This is a genomic window from Rhodococcus sp. BH5 (genome assembly GCF_027583855.1).
In the GTDB taxonomy this organism is placed as follows: Bacteria; Actinomycetota; Actinomycetes; order Mycobacteriales; family Mycobacteriaceae; genus Rhodococcus_F; species Rhodococcus_F qingshengii.
Map to the genome: position 1 here is coordinate 276507 of NZ_JAJHVW010000009.1, position 20606 is coordinate 297112.

The window sequence follows — 20606 nt, forward strand, 5'->3', positions numbered from 1 at the left end:
TGTTGTGACGGCGCGCACACGTTTTGTCCGAATCCACTGCTCATGTTTGCCCTTCCGAAGGAAGTGCCCATGCCCCAAATCTCTCAGTTGCGGCGATTCGCCGTGCCCATAACCGGAACCGCCATGGTCGCCGGAATGCTGCTGGTCGGCACGCCCGCGTCAGCTGCTATCTCGACCACCGGTTTCAAAACAGCGTGCGTTGCCGGATCGATTATCGGAGACGTCCACAAGGTCACCGACAACCTCATCACGGTCGACGCCCCGGCTTCTGTCCAGCCCGGCGAGACTTTCACCTACCGAATTCAGCCGAGCGGAACGTCATATCCGGACAAGGACTCCGGAGCGACTACTACGAACTTGTCACGTCTGAAAATCGACTATGCCATCCCGAGCAATGCGACGTACGTTTCCGCTACCGTCGTCGCAGGTACCTCCATCGGACTCGACAATGTCGCACCGAATGTTCTCAGAGTCAACGATTCTGGCAATGTCGACGGCAGCGGCGGGATCCTGCGGTTGTCAGGAAACAACCAGGTGATCGGCAACAGTCCGACGACGAGCACGAACTCGGAGGGTGGAATTCGAGTACCGAAGTCCAAGAAGAACCTCGATGGCTCGACAAACGGCAACGGAGACACGTGGTTCCGACTTCCCGCAGTCGACGTAACAATGGTCGCTGGTGCGACGGGAGTGATCCAGCCGAAGGTGAGGACCGCGGGTGCGGCCGGCAACCTCGGTGCCAGCGAAAACTTCAGCACTCAGCTCGCAAAGGCGAGTTTCCTTGGTACACAGTGGGCTCCGACCCGGTGCTCGCCTCGCGAGAACAAGGACACCACGCCTCTCAACGCTGGTGCAGGTCCACTCGCGACGATCAGCATTGCTTCGGCTCCGGTGGATGTCGAGACCACGACGTCACTCTCGGTTCCGGCTACTGCCATCACAGGTACGGCGGTTGATCTGACGGCCACCGTGGCTCCGAACAACGCTGTCGGCACGGTGCAGTTCAAGTCGAACGGCACGGCGATCGGCACTCCGGTCACGGTGACTGGCGGTGTTGCGACATTGAGCCATGCGTTCGATGCTGCTGGTGCGCAGAGTGTTACGGCTGATTTCACTGCTGGTGCAGGATTTGTGAGTTCGTCGGCGTCGGCTCAGACGGTGACCGTTTCTGATCCGGCTCCGGTGGATGTGGAGACGACGACGTCGCTCTCGGTTCCGGCGACTGCCGTCACGGGTACGGCGGTTGATCTGACGGCGACGGTTGCTCCGAATACTGCTGTCGGTACGGTGCAGTTCAAGTCGAACGGCACTGCAATCGGTTCCCCGGTCACGGTGAGTGGCGGTGTTGCGACTCTGTCGCACGCGTTCGATGCTGCTGGTGCGCAGAGTGTTACGGCTGATTTCACCGCTGGTGCAGGGTTCGTCAGCTCGTCGGCGCCTGCTCAGACGGTGACCGTTTCTGATCCGGCTCCGGTGGATGTGGAGACCACGACGTCACTCTCGGTTCCGGCGACGGCGATCACGGGTACGGCTGTTGATCTGACCGCTACCGTGGCTCCGAATACTGCTGTCGGTACGGTGCAGTTCAAGTCGAACGGCACGGCCATCGGCTCCCCGGTCACGGTGACTGGCGGTGTTGCGACTCTGTCGCACGCGTTCGATGCTGCTGGCGCTCAGAGCGTTACGGCCGACTTCACCGCTGGTGCAGGGTTCGTCAGCTCGTCGGCGCCTGCTCAGACGGTGACCGTGTCGGATCCGGCTCCAGTGGATGTGGAGACCACGACGTCGTTGTCGGTTCCCGCGACTGCCATCACGGGTGCGGCGGTTGATCTGACCGCGACGGTTGCTCCGAACAACGCTGTCGGCACGGTGCAGTTCAAGTCGAACGGCACGGCCATCGGCTCCCCGGTCACGGTGACTGGCGGTGTTGCGACTCTGTCGCACGCGTTCGATGCTGCTGGTGCGCAAAGTGTTACGGCCGACTTCACCGCGGGTGCTGGCTTTGTCAGCTCGTCGGCGTCGGCTCAGACGGTGACCGTGTCGGATCCGGCTCCAGTGGATGTCGAGACCACGACGTCACTCTCGGTTCCGGCGACGGCGATCACGGGTACGGCTGTTGATCTGACGGCGACGGTTGCTCCGAACAATGCTGTCGGTACGGTGCAGTTCAAGTCGAACGGCACGGCAATCGGCTCCCCGGTCACGGTGACTGGTGGTGTTGCGACGCTTTCGCACGCGTTCGATGTTGCTGGTGCGCAGAGTGTTACGGCCGACTTCACCGCTGGAGCTGGGTTTGTCAGCTCGTCGGCGCCTGCTCAGACGGTGACGGTGTCCGATCCGGCTCCGGTGGATGTGGAGACGACGACGTCGTTGTCGGTTCCGGCGACTGCCGTCACGGGTGCGGCGGTTGATCTGACGGCGACGGTTGCTCCGAACAATGCTGTCGGTACGGTGCAGTTCAAGTCGAACGGCACGGCCATTGGTTCACCGGTGACAGTCACGTCGGGTGTTGCGACGCTCTCGCATTCGTTCGATGTTGCTGGTGCACAAAGTGTTACCGCTGACTTCACCGCTGGTGCTGGGTTTGTGAGTTCGTCGGCGCCTGCTCAGACGGTGACGGTGTCGGATCCGGCTCCGGTCGACAAGGCGACAAAGACGGTGCTGAGTGTTCAGGGTGAAGCCAAGGTCGGACTGCCTGTTGATCTCTTCGCGACAGTGTCCGAAGATCCCTCGGACGCCCTGGTGCCGTCCGGCGGAACGGTCCAGTTCAAGATCGGTGGAGTCGATCTGGGCGCCCCGGTCGCGGTTGTTGACGGAGTTGCCAAGCTGCCGCACGTGTTCGGAGCAGAAGGCACCTTTGCAGTCTCGGCTGCATTCAGTGGATCCGGTGTGTTCACGTCGTCCGCTGCGGAGTCTGTCGACGTCAATGTTACGGTTCCGACCCCGTCGGATGTCGAAAGCTCTACGTCGTTGACGGCTCCGTCCTCGGCAAAGGTCGGCACGGCGGTGCAGCTGAAGGCTGTGGTCAGTTCTTCCGGCGCGACGTCGGGAACCGTCCAGTTCTTCGACGGAACGACTCCGATCGGAACTGCCGTTGATGTTGTCGGTGGGCAGGCCGTGCTGAGCCACACCTTCACCACGACCGGCAACCATTCGATCACCGCGGTCTACAGCGGAGCCCAGGGCGTCGCGGGTTCCACGTCGACTGCATCGGTTGTGAACGTCGGTAACGGGGGTGTTGGCTCCGGTTCGCTCGGTTCGCTGTCGCTGCCGTTCGGTTCATGATTCTCCGATGATGTGATGCCCCCTTGCGCCCATAGGTGCAAGGGGGCATTGCTCTTCGGGAATCGCTGATCGGTCGTTAGCTGAACTATTGGCAATTCGTGAATATTGTCTGAAATAACTGATACAAGTACTACTTTTGACGGGTACTGTACGAGCGTCCAGCTCCATTCCGATTTCCGCTCTGTTCGAGTGACCTCCTTCCGTGCGGTTCCCGATCCACGTCTGTTGCTAGCTGAGGAGAGTTCGTGTTGGTGAAAAGAAGTTCCGCGGTCGTGGTGGCGGCGTTGGTCGGTGGCGTGCTGGTGGCAGGTGGCGTTGCTTCGGCAGCTCCGACGTCATCTCCCCCGGTGGAGAACTCGATCGGGTTCAAGCTGGGTTGCGATGGTTATGAACATCTGGCTGTTGATATCGCGGATGTGTTTCATTCGACGGGTGTGACGGTGTCTGCGCCGGAGAAGGTGGTGGCGGGGTCGACGTTCACCTATCGGGTTCAGCCGAACGTGATGTCGGTGCCGACGGGTGGGCATGCAGGCCGCAGTGTCGGTAAGTGGACGCGGCTCAAGTACGACTTCGATATACCTGCAGGGGTGTCGTTGGTGGATGCTCAGGTCGTGGCAGGTACTTCGTCGAATTTGTCCGGTGTGACTCCGTCGGTGATTCGGATCAACGACGGCGGTTCGCCGGATGGCGCGGGTACGCATCTGCGTATTTCGGGGAACAATCAGACTGCTGACTCGAACAACAAGGGCGGTAACGGCCCGAGCACGAGCAAGAACAGTGACGGTGGAATCGAGGTAGGGGCAGGGAAGACCTTCCGGTTGCCGGCGATCGACGTGACGGTGGTTGCCGGTGCCGCGGGTAGTACGGTGCAGCCGAAGTTGCGTGCCACAGATGGTGATTCGGGTGCGTTCAATTCGCCGAAGAATGCGTTCACGTTCTTGCAGTACGAGACCCTTTGGCCGGGGTACTGGGAGCGCTACAACTGCTCTCCGCGCGATTCGAGTGGTGGTGGGTTGAATGCGGGTGGTCAGGCATTGGCCACCGTCAACGTCGTCTCGCAGGCGGCGACCTCGACCACAGTGACATCCGGCGCGGCTGCAACGGTCGGTCAGTCGACCGATTTGGTTGCGCAGGTCTCCCCGGCACCGACAGGCGGCACCGTTCAGTTCAAGGATGGCGGAACTGACATCGGCGCCCCGGTGGCCGTCGTCAATGGCGTTGCCACACTGCCACATACATTCACCGCGGCAGGCGATCACTCCATCACCGCTGTATACGACGGTGTTCTCGAGTTTCTGACATCCACGTCACCAGCACGCACAGTGAGCGTGGCCGCTGCCGATGTACAGACGACTGCGTCGTTGACAGTCCCGAGTAGTGCCGTCGAGCAGACCTCGGTCGCGCTGACCGCAAACATCTCACCGGCAGCTAACGGCGGAACGGTCCAGTTCAAGGACGGTGGCATCGACATCGGCGGACCCATCGCGGTGACTGGCGGAGCGGCGACCCTGGATCACACGTTCACTACGGCGGGATCGCACTCGATCACTGCGGTCTACTCAGGTACTGCAGGTTTTGGTGGTTCGACCGCGCAAGCTCAGACCATCGAGATCTCGAGCTCATCGCTGAGTACGACTACAACGCTTCAAGTTCCGGCTACGGCGGTTACGGGTACTGCTGTTGATCTGACTGCGACGGTTGCTCCGAGCAATGCTGTGGGTTCGGTGCAGTTCAAGTCGAACGGTGCGGCGATCGGTTCTCCGGTGACTGTTGCCGGTGGGTCCGCAATTCTGTCGCATGCGTTCAGTGTTGCTGGTGCTCAAAGTGTTACCGCTGACTTCACTGCTGCTGCAGGGTTTGTGAGTTCGTCGGCGTCGGCTCGGACGGTGACGGTGTCGGATCCGGCTCCGGTGGATGTCCAGACCACGACCTCACTCTCGGTTCCGGCGACTGCCGTCACGGGTACTGCGGTTGATCTGACGGCGACGGTTGCTCCGAACAACGCTGTCGGTTCGGTGCAGTTCAAGTCGAATGGCACGGCGATCGGTTCACCGGTGACGGTGACTGGCGGTGTTGCGACATTGAGCCATACGTTCGATACTGCTGGTGCTCAGAGTGTTACGGCTGACTTCACCGGCGGTGCAGGGTTCGTCAGCTCCTCGGCATCGGCTCAGGCGGTGACGGTCTCTGATCCGGCTCCGGTGGATGTGGTGACGACGACGTCGTTGTCGGTTCCGGCGACGGCGGTTACGGGTATGGCGGTTGATCTCACCGCGACGGTAGCTCCGAACAACGCTGTCGGTACGGTGCAGTTCAAGTCGAATGGCACTGCGATCGGCACTCCGGTGGCAGTCACGTCGGGTGTTGCGACGCTGTCGCATGCGTTCGATGCTGCTGGTGCTCAGAGTGTTACGGCCGATTTCACCGCCGGTGCTGGCTTTGTGAGTTCGTCGGCATCTGCTCAGACGGTGACCGTTTCTGATCCGGCTCCGGTGGATGTCGAGACGACGACGTGGCTGTCGGTTCCGGCTACGGCGGTTACGGGTAGTGCTGTTGATCTCACCGCGACGGTAGCTCCGAACAACGCTGTGGGTTCGGTGCAGTTCAAGTCAAATGGCACTGCGATCGGTTCCCCGGTGACGGTGTCCGGTGGCACCGCGACCCTCTCACATTCTTTCGATGCTGCTGGTGCACAGAGCATTACCGCGGATTTCACCGCTGGTGCCGGATTCAAGAACTCGGTTGCAAGTGCGAAGTCAGTTCAGGTCAGTGTTGCCGACCAGGAATCCGTCGTCGAACTGAATATCCCGACCGACGCCAAAACTGGTGTGGCGACCGACTTGTGGGCAACCGTCCGAACGTCGTCGGATGATGCTGTCGGCGTCGGAACCGTGCAGTTCTACGACGGTGGCGTCGCGATCGGCGGTCCTGAAGCGGTTACGGCCGGCGCTGCCGGCCTGACGCATTCGTTTACCTCTGCGGGTGCGCACAGCATCACTGCGGTCTATTCGGGAGGAGCCGGTGTAGTCGGATCCTCGGCCCAGGCGCGGACGGTGAATGTAACGGACCCTGCGCCTTCGGATGTCACCACGGAGACTGTGGTGACGGTGCCTGGTGATGCCGTGGTGAACAAGTCGGTGACCCTGTCGGCGACTGTCAGTTCGGTGCAGAACGGTGGAACGGTGCAGTTCATGGATGGGGATACTTCGATCGGTGACGCTGTGGCAGTGGTCAACGGGATCGCGGCGCTGAACCACACCTTCACCACAACTGGCACGCATTCGATTTCGGCAATCTACAGTGGCGCAGCCGGATTCACAGGCTCCACCTCGGCGGCCCACGCAATTCAGGTCAAGGCTGCAACCGGCGGTGGCACGGGCAGCCTCGGTTCAGGAAGCGCTGGCTCGAGCGATTTCCTTCCGTTCGGTTCCTGACCGGAACAGTTCAGGTCGCGGCCCCGAGGCAATATCCCTCGGGGCCGATCGACAGGGTGAACTGCATCGAGCGTGAGTTACCCGTTCCGTCGCGGACGGGCAGGGTGACACGGACGTAGTCGCCGCGAACCGGAGTGACTGTTGCAGCGTCGGCGTCGAAAGACTTGATACCGGCCAGCTGATTCGGATCGAGCTTGAGTGGCGGCTGGCCGGTTGCGCCGGTGCCGTCGGGATCCCACGGGCTGTTGCCGGGGCAGATCAGTGGATAGAACGTCTCGACGTCGCGGGTATTGACCGGCCGTCCCGTGGCGCGTGAGAGAAACCTGACGACGGCGTGGGAAGCGTCGGCCGCGGTGTAGAAGTTTGATTGCCCCGCAGGGAAGACGAACGGGCACGCATAGCCGGAAGCGATCTCCGAGCGCTTGGCGGCGACGGAGAGTCCGCCGCTGCTCCAGGTGACCGCGTACTGGCCGTCGACGCCTGGTGCAGCGACGGCCGTCAAGATGGCGGGAACATCCGAATATCGGTCGGCGATCGTTGTGGGCGGCATCGTCCAGCATGCATTCGTGAGCGCAGCCACGTCCAAGGACACCAGGTCCGTTGCCCAAGCTGCCAAGGCCGGCGCAGCAGCCGGATTGCCGGGCACGTCACCAACCGGAGGTGGCGCGACCGGCGCAGCGGGCGCAATTGTCGTCGTGGGTGCGAGAGTGGTTGTTGTCGTGGTTTCAGTCGTCGGCGGAGACGGTTCGTCCGTCAGGATTCCCGTCCGTCCGTCGTCCTCACGTGCGGTTATCGCCAACGTCATGGCGAGTGCGACTGCCCCCACTGCCGCTCGTCCTGCCGACTTCATTCGTTCGTACGCCCCTTTTGCGACATTCTGACCAACATCCACCCCAGAACTGCTGCGGGTCAGATCACGGATTCCCGTCTACGCTAGCGAACTGTGGATCCCGTTTACAGAACAGTCATCGGCATCGCCCGTACCGTCTTCGCTTTCGAGGGCCTGAAGTTCTCCGTCAAGGGAGAGCAGAACATCCCGGCGTCCGGTGGCGCCGTGATCGCGATCAACCACACCGGGTACATGGACTTCACGTATGCGGGACTGCCGGCACGGACCCCGAAGCGTTACATCCGGTTCATGGCCAAGAAAGAGGTCTTCGACAATAAGATCTCCGGACCGATCATGCGGGCCCTCAAGCACATCCCGGTCGACCGCGGCGCGGGCGCCGACTCCTACAAGGCGGCCGTAGATTTCTTGAAGCGCGGCGAATTGGTGGGCGTGTACCCCGAAGCCACGATCAGTCGGAGCTTCGAGATCAAGGAATTCAAGTCCGGCGCCGCTCGGATGGCGATCGAGGCGGGCGTCCCGATCGTTCCCGTCGTCATCTGGGGCGCTCAGCGCGTGTGGACGAAGGGTTATCCGAAGCGTTTGGGCCGCACCAACACTCCCATCTCCATTGCCGTCGGCGAGCCGATTGCACCTTTCGAGCCGGCGAGTGAGCTGACGGCGAAGCTGCGGTCGACGATGCAGGAGTTGCTGCTCGATCTGCAGAAGAGCTACGACCATCCCGCCGGCGAGTACTGGGTGCCGGCCCGCCTCGGTGGCAGCGCGCCGACGCTCGAGCAGGCCGACAAGATGGATGCCGATGAGGCCGAGGCGAAAGCCAAGGCTCGCGAGGCGCGGAAGTCCGAAGGCTGACCCATGCCCTTCGAACCCGTTTACACCGCCGTCGAGGTAGTCGCGCGTGGTCTGAGCGGTTTCCAGGGCGTGAAAGTCACCCGCACCGGGACGGAACACGTCCCGGTGTCCGGCGGTGCCGTCATCGCGATCAACCACACGAGTTACCTCGATTTCATACCGGCGGCCCTGGCGGTCGGCACCGCGAAACGCAAGCTCAGAGTGATGGCCAAGGCTGAGCTGGCGGACAACAAGGTCCTCGGCTTCCTCATGCGTGGATGCGGCGTCATCGAAGTGGATCGCTCTGCCGGAGCGCAGGCGTATCGAGCCGGAGTCGACGCCCTGAAACGGGGCGAACTGGTGGGCGTCTACCCGGAGGCGACGATCAGCCGGAGCTTCGAGATCAAGGAAATGAAATCCGGAGCAGCTCGGATGGCCATCGACGCCGGCGTTCCGATAATTCCGCTGATCGTCTGGGGCGCCCAGCGGATCGTCACCAAGGGCGGACCGAAAAATCTGGGCCGCAATCATTTCCCGATCTCGGTGGAGGTGGGTGCACCGATCGATCCGGTCGAGCCCGCCGAAGCGTTGAGCGAGATTCTGCGCATCGAGATGGATGCAATCCTGCGCCACGTGCAGGACGGGTTCGTGCACGAGCCCGGGGCGTACTGGGTGCCGCGCCGACTCGGCGGTGGCGCACCGACGCCGGAGGAAGCTGCGGCCATGGACGCACAGGAACGCGCGAAGCGGGCGCGCTGAGCGAGACCGTCGTACCGGGCAGGCACAATGGCGGTGTGAGCCCAGACCGTCGTATCAGCCCTGACCGCCCAACCTTGGTTGCGACCGATGTCGACGGCACCCTCATCGATCACGACGAGTTGGTCAGTGCCCGCACCCGCGCCGCCGTGCATGCCGTCGTCGAATCCGGCACGCCGTTCCTGCTGGCAACCGGGCGTCCTCCGCGATGGATTTCGCCCGTCGTCGAGGGCTTGGGATACGCGCCACTCGCCGTCTGCGCCAATGGAGCCGTTGTCTACGACAGCTACGCCGACCGCGTCCTCAGCGCCGCGACCTTGTCGGTCGACGCACTCACCGAACTCTCCGAGCTGGCACTGGTTGCACTCCCGGGCGCAGGTTTGGCCGCGGAACGAGTAGGGGAGAGCGCACATGACGCCGCCACCCCACAATTCGTCAGCTCACCGGACTACGAACATGCCTGGCTCAACCCGGACAACACCGAGATGTCCGAGGACGAAGTGCTTGCGGCGCCGGCCGTCAAACTCCTGATTCGCCGTCCAGGCATGACCAGCACGGCGATGTACGACACGCTCGCCCCGCACGTCGGTGCGCTCGCCGACATGACGTACTCCACCGAGAACGGACTGATCGAACTCTCGGCGCCGGGCATCACGAAGGCGTCGGGCCTGGTTGCCGCCGCGGAGAGGTTCGGCTTCGACCTGTCGGGTCTGGTGGCCTTCGGGGACATGCCCAACGACATCCCGATGCTGGGGATGGCACGCCTCGGCGTTGCCATGGGCAACGCTCACCCCGAAGCCAAAGCCGCAGCCGACGAGGTCACCGACACCAATTCGGCACACGGGGTCGCAAAAGTCCTCGAGCGCTGGTGGTCGTAGAACCCACCAGCGCCCGAGGACGTGTACTGCTCGAGTGTCAGCCGACAGGCGCGCTGTTGGCCATTTCCTGGGCAAAGGTCTCGTTGTAGGTCTTGAGGACCTTCGTGACCATGCCGGTGATCTGGTTGAAGATCAGCGAACCGTTCTCGAAGTCGCTTCGCAGGCCGTCCGGGATCGAGTACTCGTCCGAGATCGGCAATCCCAGTTCACCCGCGTCGGAACCGAAACTCTGCCACGACTTGAAGATCTCGCCGAGCACGGTGAACACTCCGCCGTTCGGCGAGGTGTAGACAGCGCCGTTCTGGAACAGCGCACCCTGGTTGCCGAGCTTCGCCTGCAGAATTCCGGACAGTGCCTGGCCGAGGCGTCCGATCTCGCCACCTTCGGCGATCCACTTCTGCGCGAGCGGTGAATTGTCGGTGATCTGCAGAATCTGGGTGACCAGATCCGGGATCGACGAACCGGTGCCACCGGTGACCGTGTCGACCGGAGTGGTCGGCTTGGGCGCAGGCGTCGACGGATTGGAGGGGTTCGAGGGGTTCAACGTTCCCCCGATGTTCGCGGCCGCGATGTTCCGGATGTCGTTCATGTGTGCGTATGCGGCATCACCCGGGCACGCGGTGTTTCCGACGTCGCGGTGGGCGAAGATGATCGGCAGATCGACTGCTGCGCCCTGCGGGTACGGCGTGAACTCGGTGCCCTCGGAGTACATCGTCGTTCGGCCCTTGGGATCGAGTCCGGCCATGCCGAGCTTCCAACCGAGGAACTTGCCGACGGCGTTGAGCGTCGCCTGCGAAGGCTCGACGGTGGAGTAGTCGCCCATCATCGCGATACCGGTGGTGTTCTCGTTGAATCCACCCGCGTGTGCACCCTGAACTGCCTTGTCGAGTCCGCCTGCGCGGCCTTCGAAGGTCTGACCGTACTTGTCGACGAGGACGTTGTATCCGACGTCGCACCAGCCGAGCGTCTGTGCGTGGTAGGCGTAGATCGAGCGGACGATGCCGGCCGATTCGGCCTTCGTGTAGTTGTTGCTACCTGCGGTGTGGTGAACGGTCGCGCCACCGATGAAGTCGTCGTAAGTGGGGGAGTCGCAGCGAAGTGACTCGTCTGCTCCCCACTGAGCACGGGTGATGACGGACGGTCCGCTGCCGCCGAGCGGCGCTGCGACGGCCTGCAGATTGCTGTCTGCCTCGCTGGCGCCCGGGTCGATCAACACGGCGGTGACGGCATCTGCTGCCGTCGTCACCTGGCGAAGCGGCTTGGACACCGAAGCGGGTGTGTACCCGAGTTCGCCGGTGGCTGCGGGTGCTTCAGCGGGGGCAGCTTCCGGAGCGGGCGCGGGGGCAGCTTCCGGAGTCGGGGCCGGCGCAACCTCGGCTGCGGGAGCAGCGGCACCCTGCGGCGTGAGGATCTGGATGGACTTGGTGGCGCCGACGAAGACCGGTTCGGTGGCGGTGCCGGAGTTGGTGGCCTGATCCGAGCTGGCGGAGTCGATGGCGTCAGGGGTGAACCACGGGCCCCAGGTGCCGTCTTCGGCCAGGGCGCGGACCTTGGACTGCGCCGAGGCGATGGTGTCCGAGGTCAACGCGACCATGCTGAACGGAGTGTCGCGGGTGACTTCCTTGACCACGGCACCTGGCTCTTCCTCGGAAGGAACCGGAGCGGTTTCGGTCGGGGCGCCGGGAGCAGCGGGTGCCGGGAACAGCTCGGTCGGCAGCGTGATCCCGGGAGGTAGCGGGATTTCGGTCGGGAGCTTGAGGTTTCTCAGATCACCGAGGTTGATGTCGGGGAGATCGAGACCGGTCAGCTCCTTGACCGGAATGATGATGTCGGGCACCGACGCGAGGAGCACCTCTGCGATCTGGGTCGGCACTGCTACTGACGTCGTCTCGTTCGCGGAACGTACATCGGACGTAGTGCTCGTGAAGCCGTAGACCGCAAAAGGACTTGCGACAGCCACTGCGGCTACAGCCCCGAGTACGAGCGAGGGCTTCGGTCGACGGTGTGGCAAGGGATTACTCCTCGGTTGTAGTTACTTGCGAGCGAACTTCAGGGCCGATGACGGCCGTGAACGGAATCCTTCAAAACCGGATCCGAGCAGGTCGGATGCCATGTTCTGGGGTTGAACTCCAGTTTTCGGACGCGTACGTCTGCAACTCGTGATGCTGATGTGACTCGTGTGACTGGTGTTGCTAACTCCAAACACTCTTGCCACACTAGTCACAAAAGTCCATAACGCTCAACCTTAGGGTGAGACTTTAGTTAAATCGTTGTGGACTGGCCTGCGCGCGAAGTACCGACTTCGCGGACTCGTGAGGCCGGTAGCGATGAGGAGAGCATTGATGGCGAGAAGCGGAAGAAGCGGAACTGCAGGTAAGAAGCCTGTGTCCGGTCGCGCAGGTCGCTTTCTGGTGGGCGGACCCGGGAGGCGAACCTCGCTGATGCGGATCTCGGTCCTCGGTCTCGTTCCGGCTCTTGCGCTCGGCGTCGCGATCGGAGGTTTCACGCAAATCCGCGCTGACGAGCCGTCGATCCTGCACGCCGTCGCTGCCGACACGCAATTCACGCTCTCCGGGCACGGCAACGGACATGGCCGTGGAATGGGCCAGTGGGGCGCTTACGGCTACGCCAAGAACGACGGCTGGTCCGGCGAGCGAATCCTCAGTCACTACTACGGCGGAACCGTCCTGGACTCGATGCCGCCTGCCCAGATGAGTGTGCGGCTCACGGCCCAGGACAACTCGACGCTCGACGTCTACTCCGACGCCGGCCTCGTGGTCAACGGTCAGCGCACCGCGCCCGGCGAGGCTGCCCATCTCACTGCACTGCCCGGTGGCGGTGCGCAGGTAGTGGTCACCAGCGGGTGTGGTGGCGGGGTTGTCTGGGAAGCGGTCACCGACCATCCGTGGGTGGACCCGGTGGACCTCGGTCCTGATCGACCCGCCGACCAGTTCCTGAAGCTGTGCAACAACGACGCGCCCTATCGAGGCGCCCTCGGCGTAGTGCTCGACAACGGCTCGGCTCGGACAGTCAATCTCCTCGACATGGAGGACTACCTGCTCGGCGTGGTGCCGGTCGAAGCGAAGGCCGAATGGGCCGATTCCGGTGGGGCCGAAGCGCTACGGGCGCAAGCCGTGGCAGCACGCTCGTACGCTGCGACCGAGCATCGCAGCTCGTACGCCGACACCTGCGACACTCAGGACTGCCAGGTCTACGGCGGAGCGGGCAAGGAAGATCCCCGCACCACCGAAGCCGTCCGGTCCACCGCCGGCGCCGTTCTGTCGCGTGACGGCAAGATCGTTGCCACCGAATTCTCCTCGTCCACAGGAGGTTACAGCTCCGGCGGTGAATTCCCGGCCGTCGAGGATCTCGGTGACGCCCTTTCTCCGAATCATGACTGGACAGTGAATCTGACCGCAGGGCAGATTGCGGACGCCTTCGATGTGGGTGAGCTGCAATCGCTCAAGATCCTCTCGCGCAACGGATTCGGTACCGACGGCGGGCGAGTGACGGCAGTCGAGGTAGTCGGAACAGATGCAACTGTTGGCGCCACCGGAATTCAGTTCCGCCAGAAACTCGGCCTGAAATCCGACTGGTTCACCATCGGTGACGGTGCGGGTGTGGTAGTGGCACCGGATTCGGAATCGACAGTGCCGGAATCCAATTCGCCATCCGACGATCCATCGGGTACGGTTACGGAGACGCAGATCGAGAAGAAGTATCGGGAGCTCGGCGGTGAAAGCGGCTCTCTCGGTGCTCCTGCCGGCCCGGAGATGCAGTTGCCCTCCGAAGCAGGCACTTTCCGTGTCTACGAAAACGGAACCATCATCTGGACAAAGGTTTTGGGCGCGCAGGTAGTTGATGCCAACGTGCTCCGCGAGTGGATACCGACGGGCGGAAGCTAGGGGAAGGTCGGTCGGTAGCGACTCGCACGTATCGACTCTGAAGGGTCTCTGCCGTAACCCGGCGGAGGCCCTTCAGGTCGTTCAGGGTTCGTTGGTTGTCGGTCAGATGGTCGGGGCGTCGCCGAGCAGGCGGTACTCGAGCCACAACTCCGCACGTTCCGTGGGGGAGCCGAGGTCGAGCTGGAGAAGGCTCTCGATCCGAGCGAGTCTGCTGCGCAACGTATGCCGATGAATATTCAGCGCTGTGGCTGCGGCGTCGCCCACCCCGTTGTGTGCCAACCACATGGCCAAGGTCCGGTAGAGATCGCTACCGCCCTTCGCTTCCAGAAGCGGGCGCAAGTGTGCCGCCGCGAATGCCGTCGAGCGATCCTGGTCGAGAAATGCGGACAATCCGCTCTCCGAGAGTTCGGCGAACCGCATCGAAGGCAGGTTGCGGGCACCGGCCTCGGCTGCTGCCTGCGCGGCTTGGCGTCTGGCGCGCGAGAGATCGTCCCACCACAGCATGTCCGACACGCCGACGGTGACGTCGATTTCGTTGACACGGGCGAGGATTCGCCCGCTGTCGGTAGCCGAGACGACGGCAATCAGTGCACCGTCGGTGATGCCGAACGCCAGATCGCGGCTGAGACCATCGAGCAGTGAGACGGACACGCTCTCGAGCAGGCCACTCGGGCCCGCTACGTGGAAGACCTGGAAAGGCTCGACCGGAAATCCTCCCCACAGTTCCCCGGAGATGTTGCGGGCGAGCGCATTCTGTCCCTCGAACAGCTGATGCATCGCAACGGTACGAAGGTGGTTCATCGTCAGCTGTGCGTCTCGGGTTCGAGCCGTCATCAACGTGAGCAGAGACGCGGCTGCGATGACGATGCCCTGATTCAGTGAACCGACGGCGCCGGGGCAGCCGGCGACGAGGTACCCCATCAGCTTTCCCCTCGACGTCAGCAGCGGATGGGAGATGACGTCCTCGTTCTCACTCGTGAGGAAACTGACTTCCATCGGGCGGGCGTCGCGCTCGGGGGCAGTTCGCTCGATTCCGGCGGCCGCGGCGGTGTGTGAGATCTCGACGGTATGTCCGGCCGAGTCCAGCAGAGCCGCCCATCCGCCGATCAATTCCGCCACCCGTCGTACGACTGCCCGGGTGCCGTTGACCGTCACCGCAGCTTGAAGCAGTCGCCGCAGGCTCTGGTAATTGCTGCGCAGCGCTTTCATGTCGTCGTCGGATTGCGCCTTCGACACCGCTTTGGTCAGGGCGATGAAAGGTGTTCGCAATGGGACGTCGAGAAGGGGCACACTGAAACGGGTGGCCGCATCCACCAGAGTCTGTGGCGCCTGCTCGTATCCGAGGCCGGTTCCGAAACCGATTCCGGCAATTCCGGCCGCCACCAGGGTCCGTACGAATCGGGTCGTTTCCGCGGCCGTCGTCGGTAGTGACACCCCGGTGATGAGTAGTAGTTCACCGCCGTCGAGGAAGGGCGTCGGGTCGGGAAGTTCGGAGACATGTGCCCAGGTCAGGGTGCGATCGAGCTGGTCGTGCCCAGCCAGGACGCGAAGGCCGAACTGTTCGGTCGCACAAAGCTGGCGGAGCGTGATGGGCATGAGTCCAGTCTGACACCTCGAACTCGCCACTTTGTAGTGCCTGCGGTCACGTTTGTACAAAGTGGAGCCTGACGCGAGCTTGCCGAAGGTCCGACACTGGCGCTATCGAAAATGCGCTCCGGATAGAGCGCCACCGAGATCCACGTTCCGAACAGCCCACAAGGAGTACTGATGTCCAGTACAGACCAGCCGGCACTTCAGCACACGCTGAAGAAGCGGCATCTGTCGATGATTGCGATCGCAGGCGTCATCGGCGCCGGACTGTTCGTCGGCTCCGGTGTGGCGATCCAGGAGACGGGACCCGGTGTCCTGATTTCCTACGCGCTTGCCGGCGTCGTCGTCATCCTCGTGATGCGCATGCTCGGTGAGATGTCGGCAGCGTCGCCGGAAACCGGCTCGTTCTCCTCGTACGCCGACAAGGCCATCGGCCGCTGGGCGGGCTTCTCGATCGGCTGGCTGTACGCCTGGTTCTGGATCATCGTGCTCGGCATCGAGGCCACCGCCGGTGCCCTCATCATGAATCGCTGGGTTCCGGGGGTTCCCCAGTGGACCTGGGCATTGATTCTGATGATCGTGCTGACGCTGACCAACATCATCTCGGTCAAGTCGTTCGGCGAGTTCGAGTTCTGGTTCGCCTCCATCAAGGTCGTCGCCATCATCGCGTTCCTCGGCATGGGCATCGTGGCGATCTGCGGATGGATGCCCGGCGTCGAAGCACCCGGAATGACAAACCTGACCGGTCACGGCGGCTTCCTGCCGAACGGAACAGGAGCGATGCTCGCCGCAGTCCTTGTGGTCGTGTTCTCGTTCTTCGGGGCCGAAATCGCCACGATCGCCGCCGGTGAATCGGCCAACCCGCTCGAAGCTGTTCGCGCAGCCGTCAAATCCGTCGTCTGGCGAATTCTCATCTTCTACATCGGCTCGATCGCGGTGGTCGTCACCCTGCTTCCCTGGGACAGCGCGTCGGTTGCACTCAGCCCGTACGTCGCCGTCATGGACTCCTACGGCATTCCGGCCGCGGGCAACATCATGGACGTCGTCGTCCTCACGTCGGTTCTGTCCTGCCTCAACTCGGGTCTCTACACCGCGAGCCGCATGATCTTCTCCCTCGCCGGCCGCGGCGACGCCCCCAAGTCGCTCTCACGTATCGAGAAGACCGGCGTCCCGATGCGCGCTGTCCTGGTCTCGACGATCGTCGGCTTCCTCACCGTCGGCATGAACTACCTCTCCCCGGACAAGGTCTTCCTGTTCCTGGTCAACTCCTCCGGTGCGATCGCGCTGTTCGTCTGGCTGGTCATCTCGGTGTCCCAGCTGCGCACCCGCCGCAAGCTCGAAGCTTCGGGCCAGGAGCTGGAACTCAAGATGTGGTTCTTCCCGTACCTGACCTACGCCACGATCGCCGCCATCATCGCGCTCTGCATCGGAATGCTCACCCTGGACTCGACGCGCAGCCAGATGATCGTGTCCCTGGGACTTGCAGCGATCCTCGTGGGTATCGGGCTCTACCGCTACCGGAACCACAAAGACACCGACACCGACGCCGAGGTCGTGCCCGTCGCCGAGAGCGCTCCCACACCCTGACACCAACGTCCCCATCTGCGAGATACTTCGATGTCCTAGTATCGGCCACGGACAGAGAAATCGACGTGAGCACAGCAGATGGGGACAATCATGACCACACCCGAACCGATCGTCATCGTCGACGGGGCCAGGACCCCCGTCGGTAGCTTCGGCGGCGTCTTCAAGGACGTACCCGCACACGAGCTGGGCGCCGCAGCAGCCAAGGCCGCGCTGAGCCGCGCCGGCGTTGCGCCCGAAGACATCGACGAGGTCGTCATGGGCTGCATCGGCCAGGTCGGCCCGGACGCCTACAACGCACGCCGCGTCGGCATCGCCGCCGGACTGCCCGAGAACGTCCCCGCCTACACCGTCAACCGCCTCTGTGGCAGCGGCCTGCAGGCTGTGTGGTCTGCGGCGATGCAGATGCGATGGGGCGCAGCTGCCATCACGCTCGCCGGCGGTGACGAGAGCATGTCTCGCATGCCCTTCTACGACTTCGCCGCCCGCTCGGGCTACAAGCTCGGCGATCGCAGCCTCGTCGACGGCACCGTCGCGATGCTCACCGACCCGTTCAGCAAGGCTCACATGGGCCGCACTGCCGAAGCCGTCGCCCGTAAGTACGGCGTCAGTCGCGAGCAGCAGGACGAGTTCGCCGTCGAATCTCAGCGCCGCGCCGCTACCGACGCAGCGAAGGCGGCATTCGCCGAGGAAATCACTCCCGTCGAGACCGGTGGTCGGCGCTCCGTCACCGTCACCGAGGACGAGCATCCCAAGCCCGGAACCACCGTCGAAACCCTCGCCAAGCTGCGCCCCGCATTCGAAGAGGGCGGATCCGTCACCGCCGGTAACGCGTCGGGCATCAACGACGGCGCCGGCGCACTCGTCCTCGCGACGGGCACCGAGGCAGCCAAGCGCGGTCTCACCGGACTGGTCACGCTCGAAACCGTCACGACGGCAGCCATGGAGCCCGGCCTGATGGGCTACGCTCCCGTGCTCGCTCTCGAAAAGCTCTTTGCACAAACAGGATTGAAGCCTTCCGACATCGGCACCGCCGAGGTCAACGAGGCGTTCGCTTCGCAGGCCATCGCCGTCATCCGTGACAGTGGCCTGGATCCGGAGAAGACCAACCCGTACGGCGGAGCGATCGCCCTCGGACACCCGGTCGGCGCCACCGGAGCCATCCTGACCCTGCGTGCGGCCCGCGACATGGTCCGCCGCGACCTCGAATTCGGCATCGTCACCATGTGCATCGGCGGCGGTCAGGCACTCGCTGCCCTGCTGAAGCGGGTCTGATCATGGCGACCAAGCGCAAGCCGTCGTGGCACGACGACGAGATCACCGCAGTAGCCGAACTGGCCCGTGGTTTCTTCGATCGTGAACTGATCGCCAAGCGTGAGCAGTGGGACGCTCAGCATCGCGTCGACCGGTCCGTGTGGCTCGAAGCCGGCAAGCTCGGCCTGCTGTGCTGCTCGATTCCCGAGGAATACGGCGGGGGCGGTGGAACTTTCGCGCACGATCTCGCTGTCTTCGAGGCGCAGGGCTACTGCGGTGACTATGCGCTCGGTAACTCCGTGCACAGTGGCATCGTCGCCCACTACGTGCTCGAATACGGAAGCGAAGAGCAGAAGAAGGCCTGGCTGCCAGGTATGGCGACGGGCGAAATCCTCGGCGCCATCGGAATGACCGAGCCAGGAACAGGTTCCGACCTCAAGGCAATCACCACCTCCGCGATCCGTGACGGTGACCACTACGTCGTGAACGGGTCGAAGACCTTCATCACCAACGGTGGCAGCGCAGACATGATCGTGCTTGCCGTCAAGACCGACCCCAAGGCGGGCGCCAAGGGTGTCTCGCTCCTGATTGTGGATCTTCGTGACTGCGAAGGCTTTGCGGTCGGCCGCGTGCTCGACAAGGTCGGTCAGCACGGCGCCGATACGTCGGAGCTGTCCTTCACCGACGTTCGCGTTCCCGTCTCGAACCTCCTCGGTGAGTCCGAGGGGCTCGGCTTCGGTCAGTTGATGGCGCAGCTGGTGCAGGAACGCCTCATCATCGGCGCGCAGGCCATCGGCACCATCGAGCGTGCAGTCGAGGAGACCGTCGCATACACCAAGGCGCGTCAAGCGTTCGGGCACAGCCTCTTCGAGTTCCAGAACACCGCCTTCGAGCTGGCCGAGTGCCAGACGATCGCACGCACCTGCCGTGTCTTCCTCGACAACTGCATCGAGGATCACCTCAACGGCGAGCTGGACGGCGCAGACGCCGCGATGGTCAAGTACTGGCTCACCGAGCAGCAATGCGCCGTCGTCGACCGGTGCGTGCAGCTCTACGGCGGATATGGCTACATGCGTGAATACCCGATCGCGCGCATGTACGAGGACTCCCGCGTCCAGAAGATCTACGCCGGCGCCAACGAAGTGATGAAGGGCATCATCGCGAAGAGTCTTTGATCACCGGCGTCGAAAACCATTGACACCGACCAGGCACCCACCGAGCATTTCGGTGGGTGCCTTTGTGTGTGCCCACAAGCGGTATCGAGCTGTTCGGAAGGCAAACACTAATGAGCTTCACCATCGACGTCGGGTCGGCACGCGTCACCCAACTGACAGAGCTGGCGCACTGGCCGTTTCCGCCGCGAGAGCTCTTTCCCCAGGCGAGTGAGGCGGAGATAGAGGAAGCGTCGGCGCGGCTGACACCGGAGTTCTTCGACGAGGGTAGTGGTGACCTCGTGCTTGCCATCCACACCTACCTGGTGGAGATCGGCGGCAAGGCCGTCGTCGTCGACACCGGCAACGGCAACAGCAAGCACCGGCCGAACCTCTTGCCGCATCACATGTTCGGTACCGACTACCTCTCACGCTTCGCAGCCACCGGTGTGTCCGTCGACGACGTCGATCTGGTGGTCAGCACACATCTGCACCCCGACCACTGTGGCTGGAACACCGCCCTCGACGCCGAAACCTGGCGGCCTACCTTCCCCCGCGCGACCTACATTTTCGATCGCACCGAACTGGCCGCGCTCCAACAACTCGCCGCCGACGGTCCACACGAAGGAGTGGTCTCGGATCTGGCGCAGACCTTCGAGGACAGCGTCCGTCCCGTTCTGGACGGGGCGAAGTGGGAGGCGGTCGACGACGGCCACGTCCTGGCCGAGTCCGAAGGCACACGCGTCGTCGTTCGCAGCGCGCCCGGCCACACGCCGGGTCACATCGTGATCGAGATCCGCACTGCCGACGGCGGCGCCGTCATCGCCGGCGACGTGATCCACCATCCGATCCAGTTTCTGTACCCGGACCTCAGCCAGGGCGGCGACGCGGATCCCGAGATCGCCAGGGTCACCCGCCGCGAACTTCTCGAACGCTGCGCGTCGGAGGGACTGCTTCTACTTCCCGCACACTTCCCCGTCGACGAACCGATCGTGATCGAATTCGATTCGAGCGGTGCACCTCGTGCTTCCGGTCTGATCGGTCTTGCAACGTCCTGACTTGCCGCATCGTCCCTGGTGACGCATCCAACC

13 protein-coding genes are annotated in these 20606 nt (G+C 63.3%); 10 read left to right on the plus strand and 3 right to left on the minus strand.

All coding sequences use genetic code 11. The features are described from left to right. The first annotated feature begins 69 nt into the window (after positions 1-69). Together RhoBH5_RS23090 and RhoBH5_RS23095 are read left to right on the plus strand one after the other, a co-directional pair. Complete coding sequence (locus RhoBH5_RS23090; protein WP_270008837.1) at positions 70-3285, plus strand: beta strand repeat-containing protein; 3216 nt, start codon at positions 70-72, stop codon at positions 3283-3285. A 251-nt stretch (positions 3286-3536) separates the two neighbouring features. Further along, on the plus strand, positions 3537-6719 hold the full coding sequence (locus RhoBH5_RS23095) for a beta strand repeat-containing protein (RefSeq protein ID WP_270008838.1): 3183 nt from the start codon (positions 3537-3539) through the stop codon (positions 6717-6719). A gap of 10 nt (positions 6720-6729) precedes the next feature. On the opposite strand, the gene RhoBH5_RS23100 is transcribed toward RhoBH5_RS23095, so the two are convergent. Further along, the gene (locus RhoBH5_RS23100; protein ID WP_270008839.1) at positions 6730-7569 is read right to left on the minus strand and encodes a hypothetical protein; all 840 of its coding nucleotides are present in this window, start codon (positions 7567-7569) and stop codon (positions 6730-6732) included. 93 nt (positions 7570-7662) lie between these two features. Here RhoBH5_RS23100 and RhoBH5_RS23105 point away from each other — a divergent pair, with 93 nt between their 5' ends. From RhoBH5_RS23105 to RhoBH5_RS23115, 3 genes are read left to right on the plus strand one after another with little or no spacing between them, the layout of a single operon-like run. Then, entirely contained in the window at positions 7663-8418 is a 756-nt protein-coding gene (locus RhoBH5_RS23105; RefSeq protein ID WP_042921233.1) for a lysophospholipid acyltransferase family protein, read from the plus strand. A 3-nt stretch (positions 8419-8421) separates the two neighbouring features. After that, on the plus strand, positions 8422-9156 hold the full coding sequence (locus tag RhoBH5_RS23110; RefSeq protein WP_054188660.1) for a lysophospholipid acyltransferase family protein: 735 nt from the start codon (positions 8422-8424) through the stop codon (positions 9154-9156). A gap of 53 nt (positions 9157-9209) precedes the next feature. Beyond that, positions 9210-10031, plus strand: a complete 822-nt coding sequence (locus tag RhoBH5_RS23115; RefSeq protein ID WP_037131235.1) for a Cof-type HAD-IIB family hydrolase — start codon at positions 9210-9212, stop codon at positions 10029-10031. Positions 10032-10068: 37 nt separating this feature from the next. On the opposite strand, the gene RhoBH5_RS23120 is transcribed toward RhoBH5_RS23115, so the two are convergent. Then, a complete protein-coding gene (locus RhoBH5_RS23120) occupies positions 10069-12042 on the minus strand; it encodes an N-acetylmuramoyl-L-alanine amidase (RefSeq protein ID WP_054188659.1) in 1974 nt (657 codons plus the stop codon). Positions 12043-12373: 331 nt separating this feature from the next. Between RhoBH5_RS23120 and RhoBH5_RS23125 the strand changes: the two genes are divergently transcribed. Then, positions 12374-13936, plus strand: a complete 1563-nt coding sequence (locus RhoBH5_RS23125; protein WP_030535824.1) for a SpoIID/LytB domain-containing protein — start codon at positions 12374-12376, stop codon at positions 13934-13936. Between the two features lie 102 nt (positions 13937-14038). On the opposite strand, the gene RhoBH5_RS23130 is transcribed toward RhoBH5_RS23125, so the two are convergent. Beyond that, entirely contained in the window at positions 14039-15532 is a 1494-nt protein-coding gene (locus tag RhoBH5_RS23130; RefSeq protein ID WP_003943944.1) for a PucR family transcriptional regulator, read from the minus strand. Between the two features lie 171 nt (positions 15533-15703). On the opposite strand from RhoBH5_RS23130, the gene RhoBH5_RS23135 reads away from it, so the two are divergent. From RhoBH5_RS23135 to RhoBH5_RS23150, 4 genes are all read left to right on the plus strand, one after another. Beyond that, positions 15704-17113, plus strand: coding sequence for an amino acid permease (locus RhoBH5_RS23135; RefSeq protein WP_003943879.1), 1410 nt, complete (start codon positions 15704-15706; stop codon positions 17111-17113). Positions 17114-17203: 90 nt separating this feature from the next. Continuing rightward, on the plus strand, positions 17204-18385 hold the full coding sequence (locus RhoBH5_RS23140; RefSeq protein ID WP_007731825.1) for a thiolase family protein: 1182 nt from the start codon (positions 17204-17206) through the stop codon (positions 18383-18385). A 2-nt stretch (positions 18386-18387) separates the two neighbouring features. Beyond that, entirely contained in the window at positions 18388-19539 is a 1152-nt protein-coding gene (locus RhoBH5_RS23145; protein ID WP_007731824.1) for an acyl-CoA dehydrogenase family protein, read from the plus strand. Positions 19540-19649: 110 nt separating this feature from the next. Further along, complete coding sequence (locus RhoBH5_RS23150; RefSeq protein ID WP_065351769.1) at positions 19650-20573, plus strand: MBL fold metallo-hydrolase; 924 nt, start codon at positions 19650-19652, stop codon at positions 20571-20573. Positions 20574-20606 lie beyond the last annotated feature (33 nt).

What these genes read in the sequence shown, in the direction of transcription:
- RhoBH5_RS23125 (WP_030535824.1), top strand. Translation starts at nt 12,374, where the DNA reads ATGGCGAGAAGCGGAAGAAGCGGAACTGCAGGTAAGAAGCCTGTGTCC.
- RhoBH5_RS23145 (WP_007731824.1), top strand. Translation starts at nt 18,388, where the DNA reads ATGGCGACCAAGCGCAAGCCGTCGTGGCACGACGACGAGATCACCGCA.
- RhoBH5_RS23140 (WP_007731825.1), top strand. Translation starts at nt 17,204, where the DNA reads ATGACCACACCCGAACCGATCGTCATCGTCGACGGGGCCAGGACCCCC.
- RhoBH5_RS23100 (WP_270008839.1), bottom strand. Translation starts at nt 7,569, where the DNA reads ATGAAGTCGGCAGGACGAGCGGCAGTGGGGGCAGTCGCACTCGCCATG.
- RhoBH5_RS23135 (WP_003943879.1), top strand. Translation starts at nt 15,704, where the DNA reads ATGTCCAGTACAGACCAGCCGGCACTTCAGCACACGCTGAAGAAGCGG.
- RhoBH5_RS23110 (WP_054188660.1), top strand. Translation starts at nt 8,422, where the DNA reads ATGCCCTTCGAACCCGTTTACACCGCCGTCGAGGTAGTCGCGCGTGGT.
- RhoBH5_RS23090 (WP_270008837.1), top strand. Translation starts at nt 70, where the DNA reads ATGCCCCAAATCTCTCAGTTGCGGCGATTCGCCGTGCCCATAACCGGA.
- RhoBH5_RS23150 (WP_065351769.1), top strand. Translation starts at nt 19,650, where the DNA reads ATGAGCTTCACCATCGACGTCGGGTCGGCACGCGTCACCCAACTGACA.
- RhoBH5_RS23130 (WP_003943944.1), bottom strand. Translation starts at nt 15,532, where the DNA reads ATGCCCATCACGCTCCGCCAGCTTTGTGCGACCGAACAGTTCGGCCTT.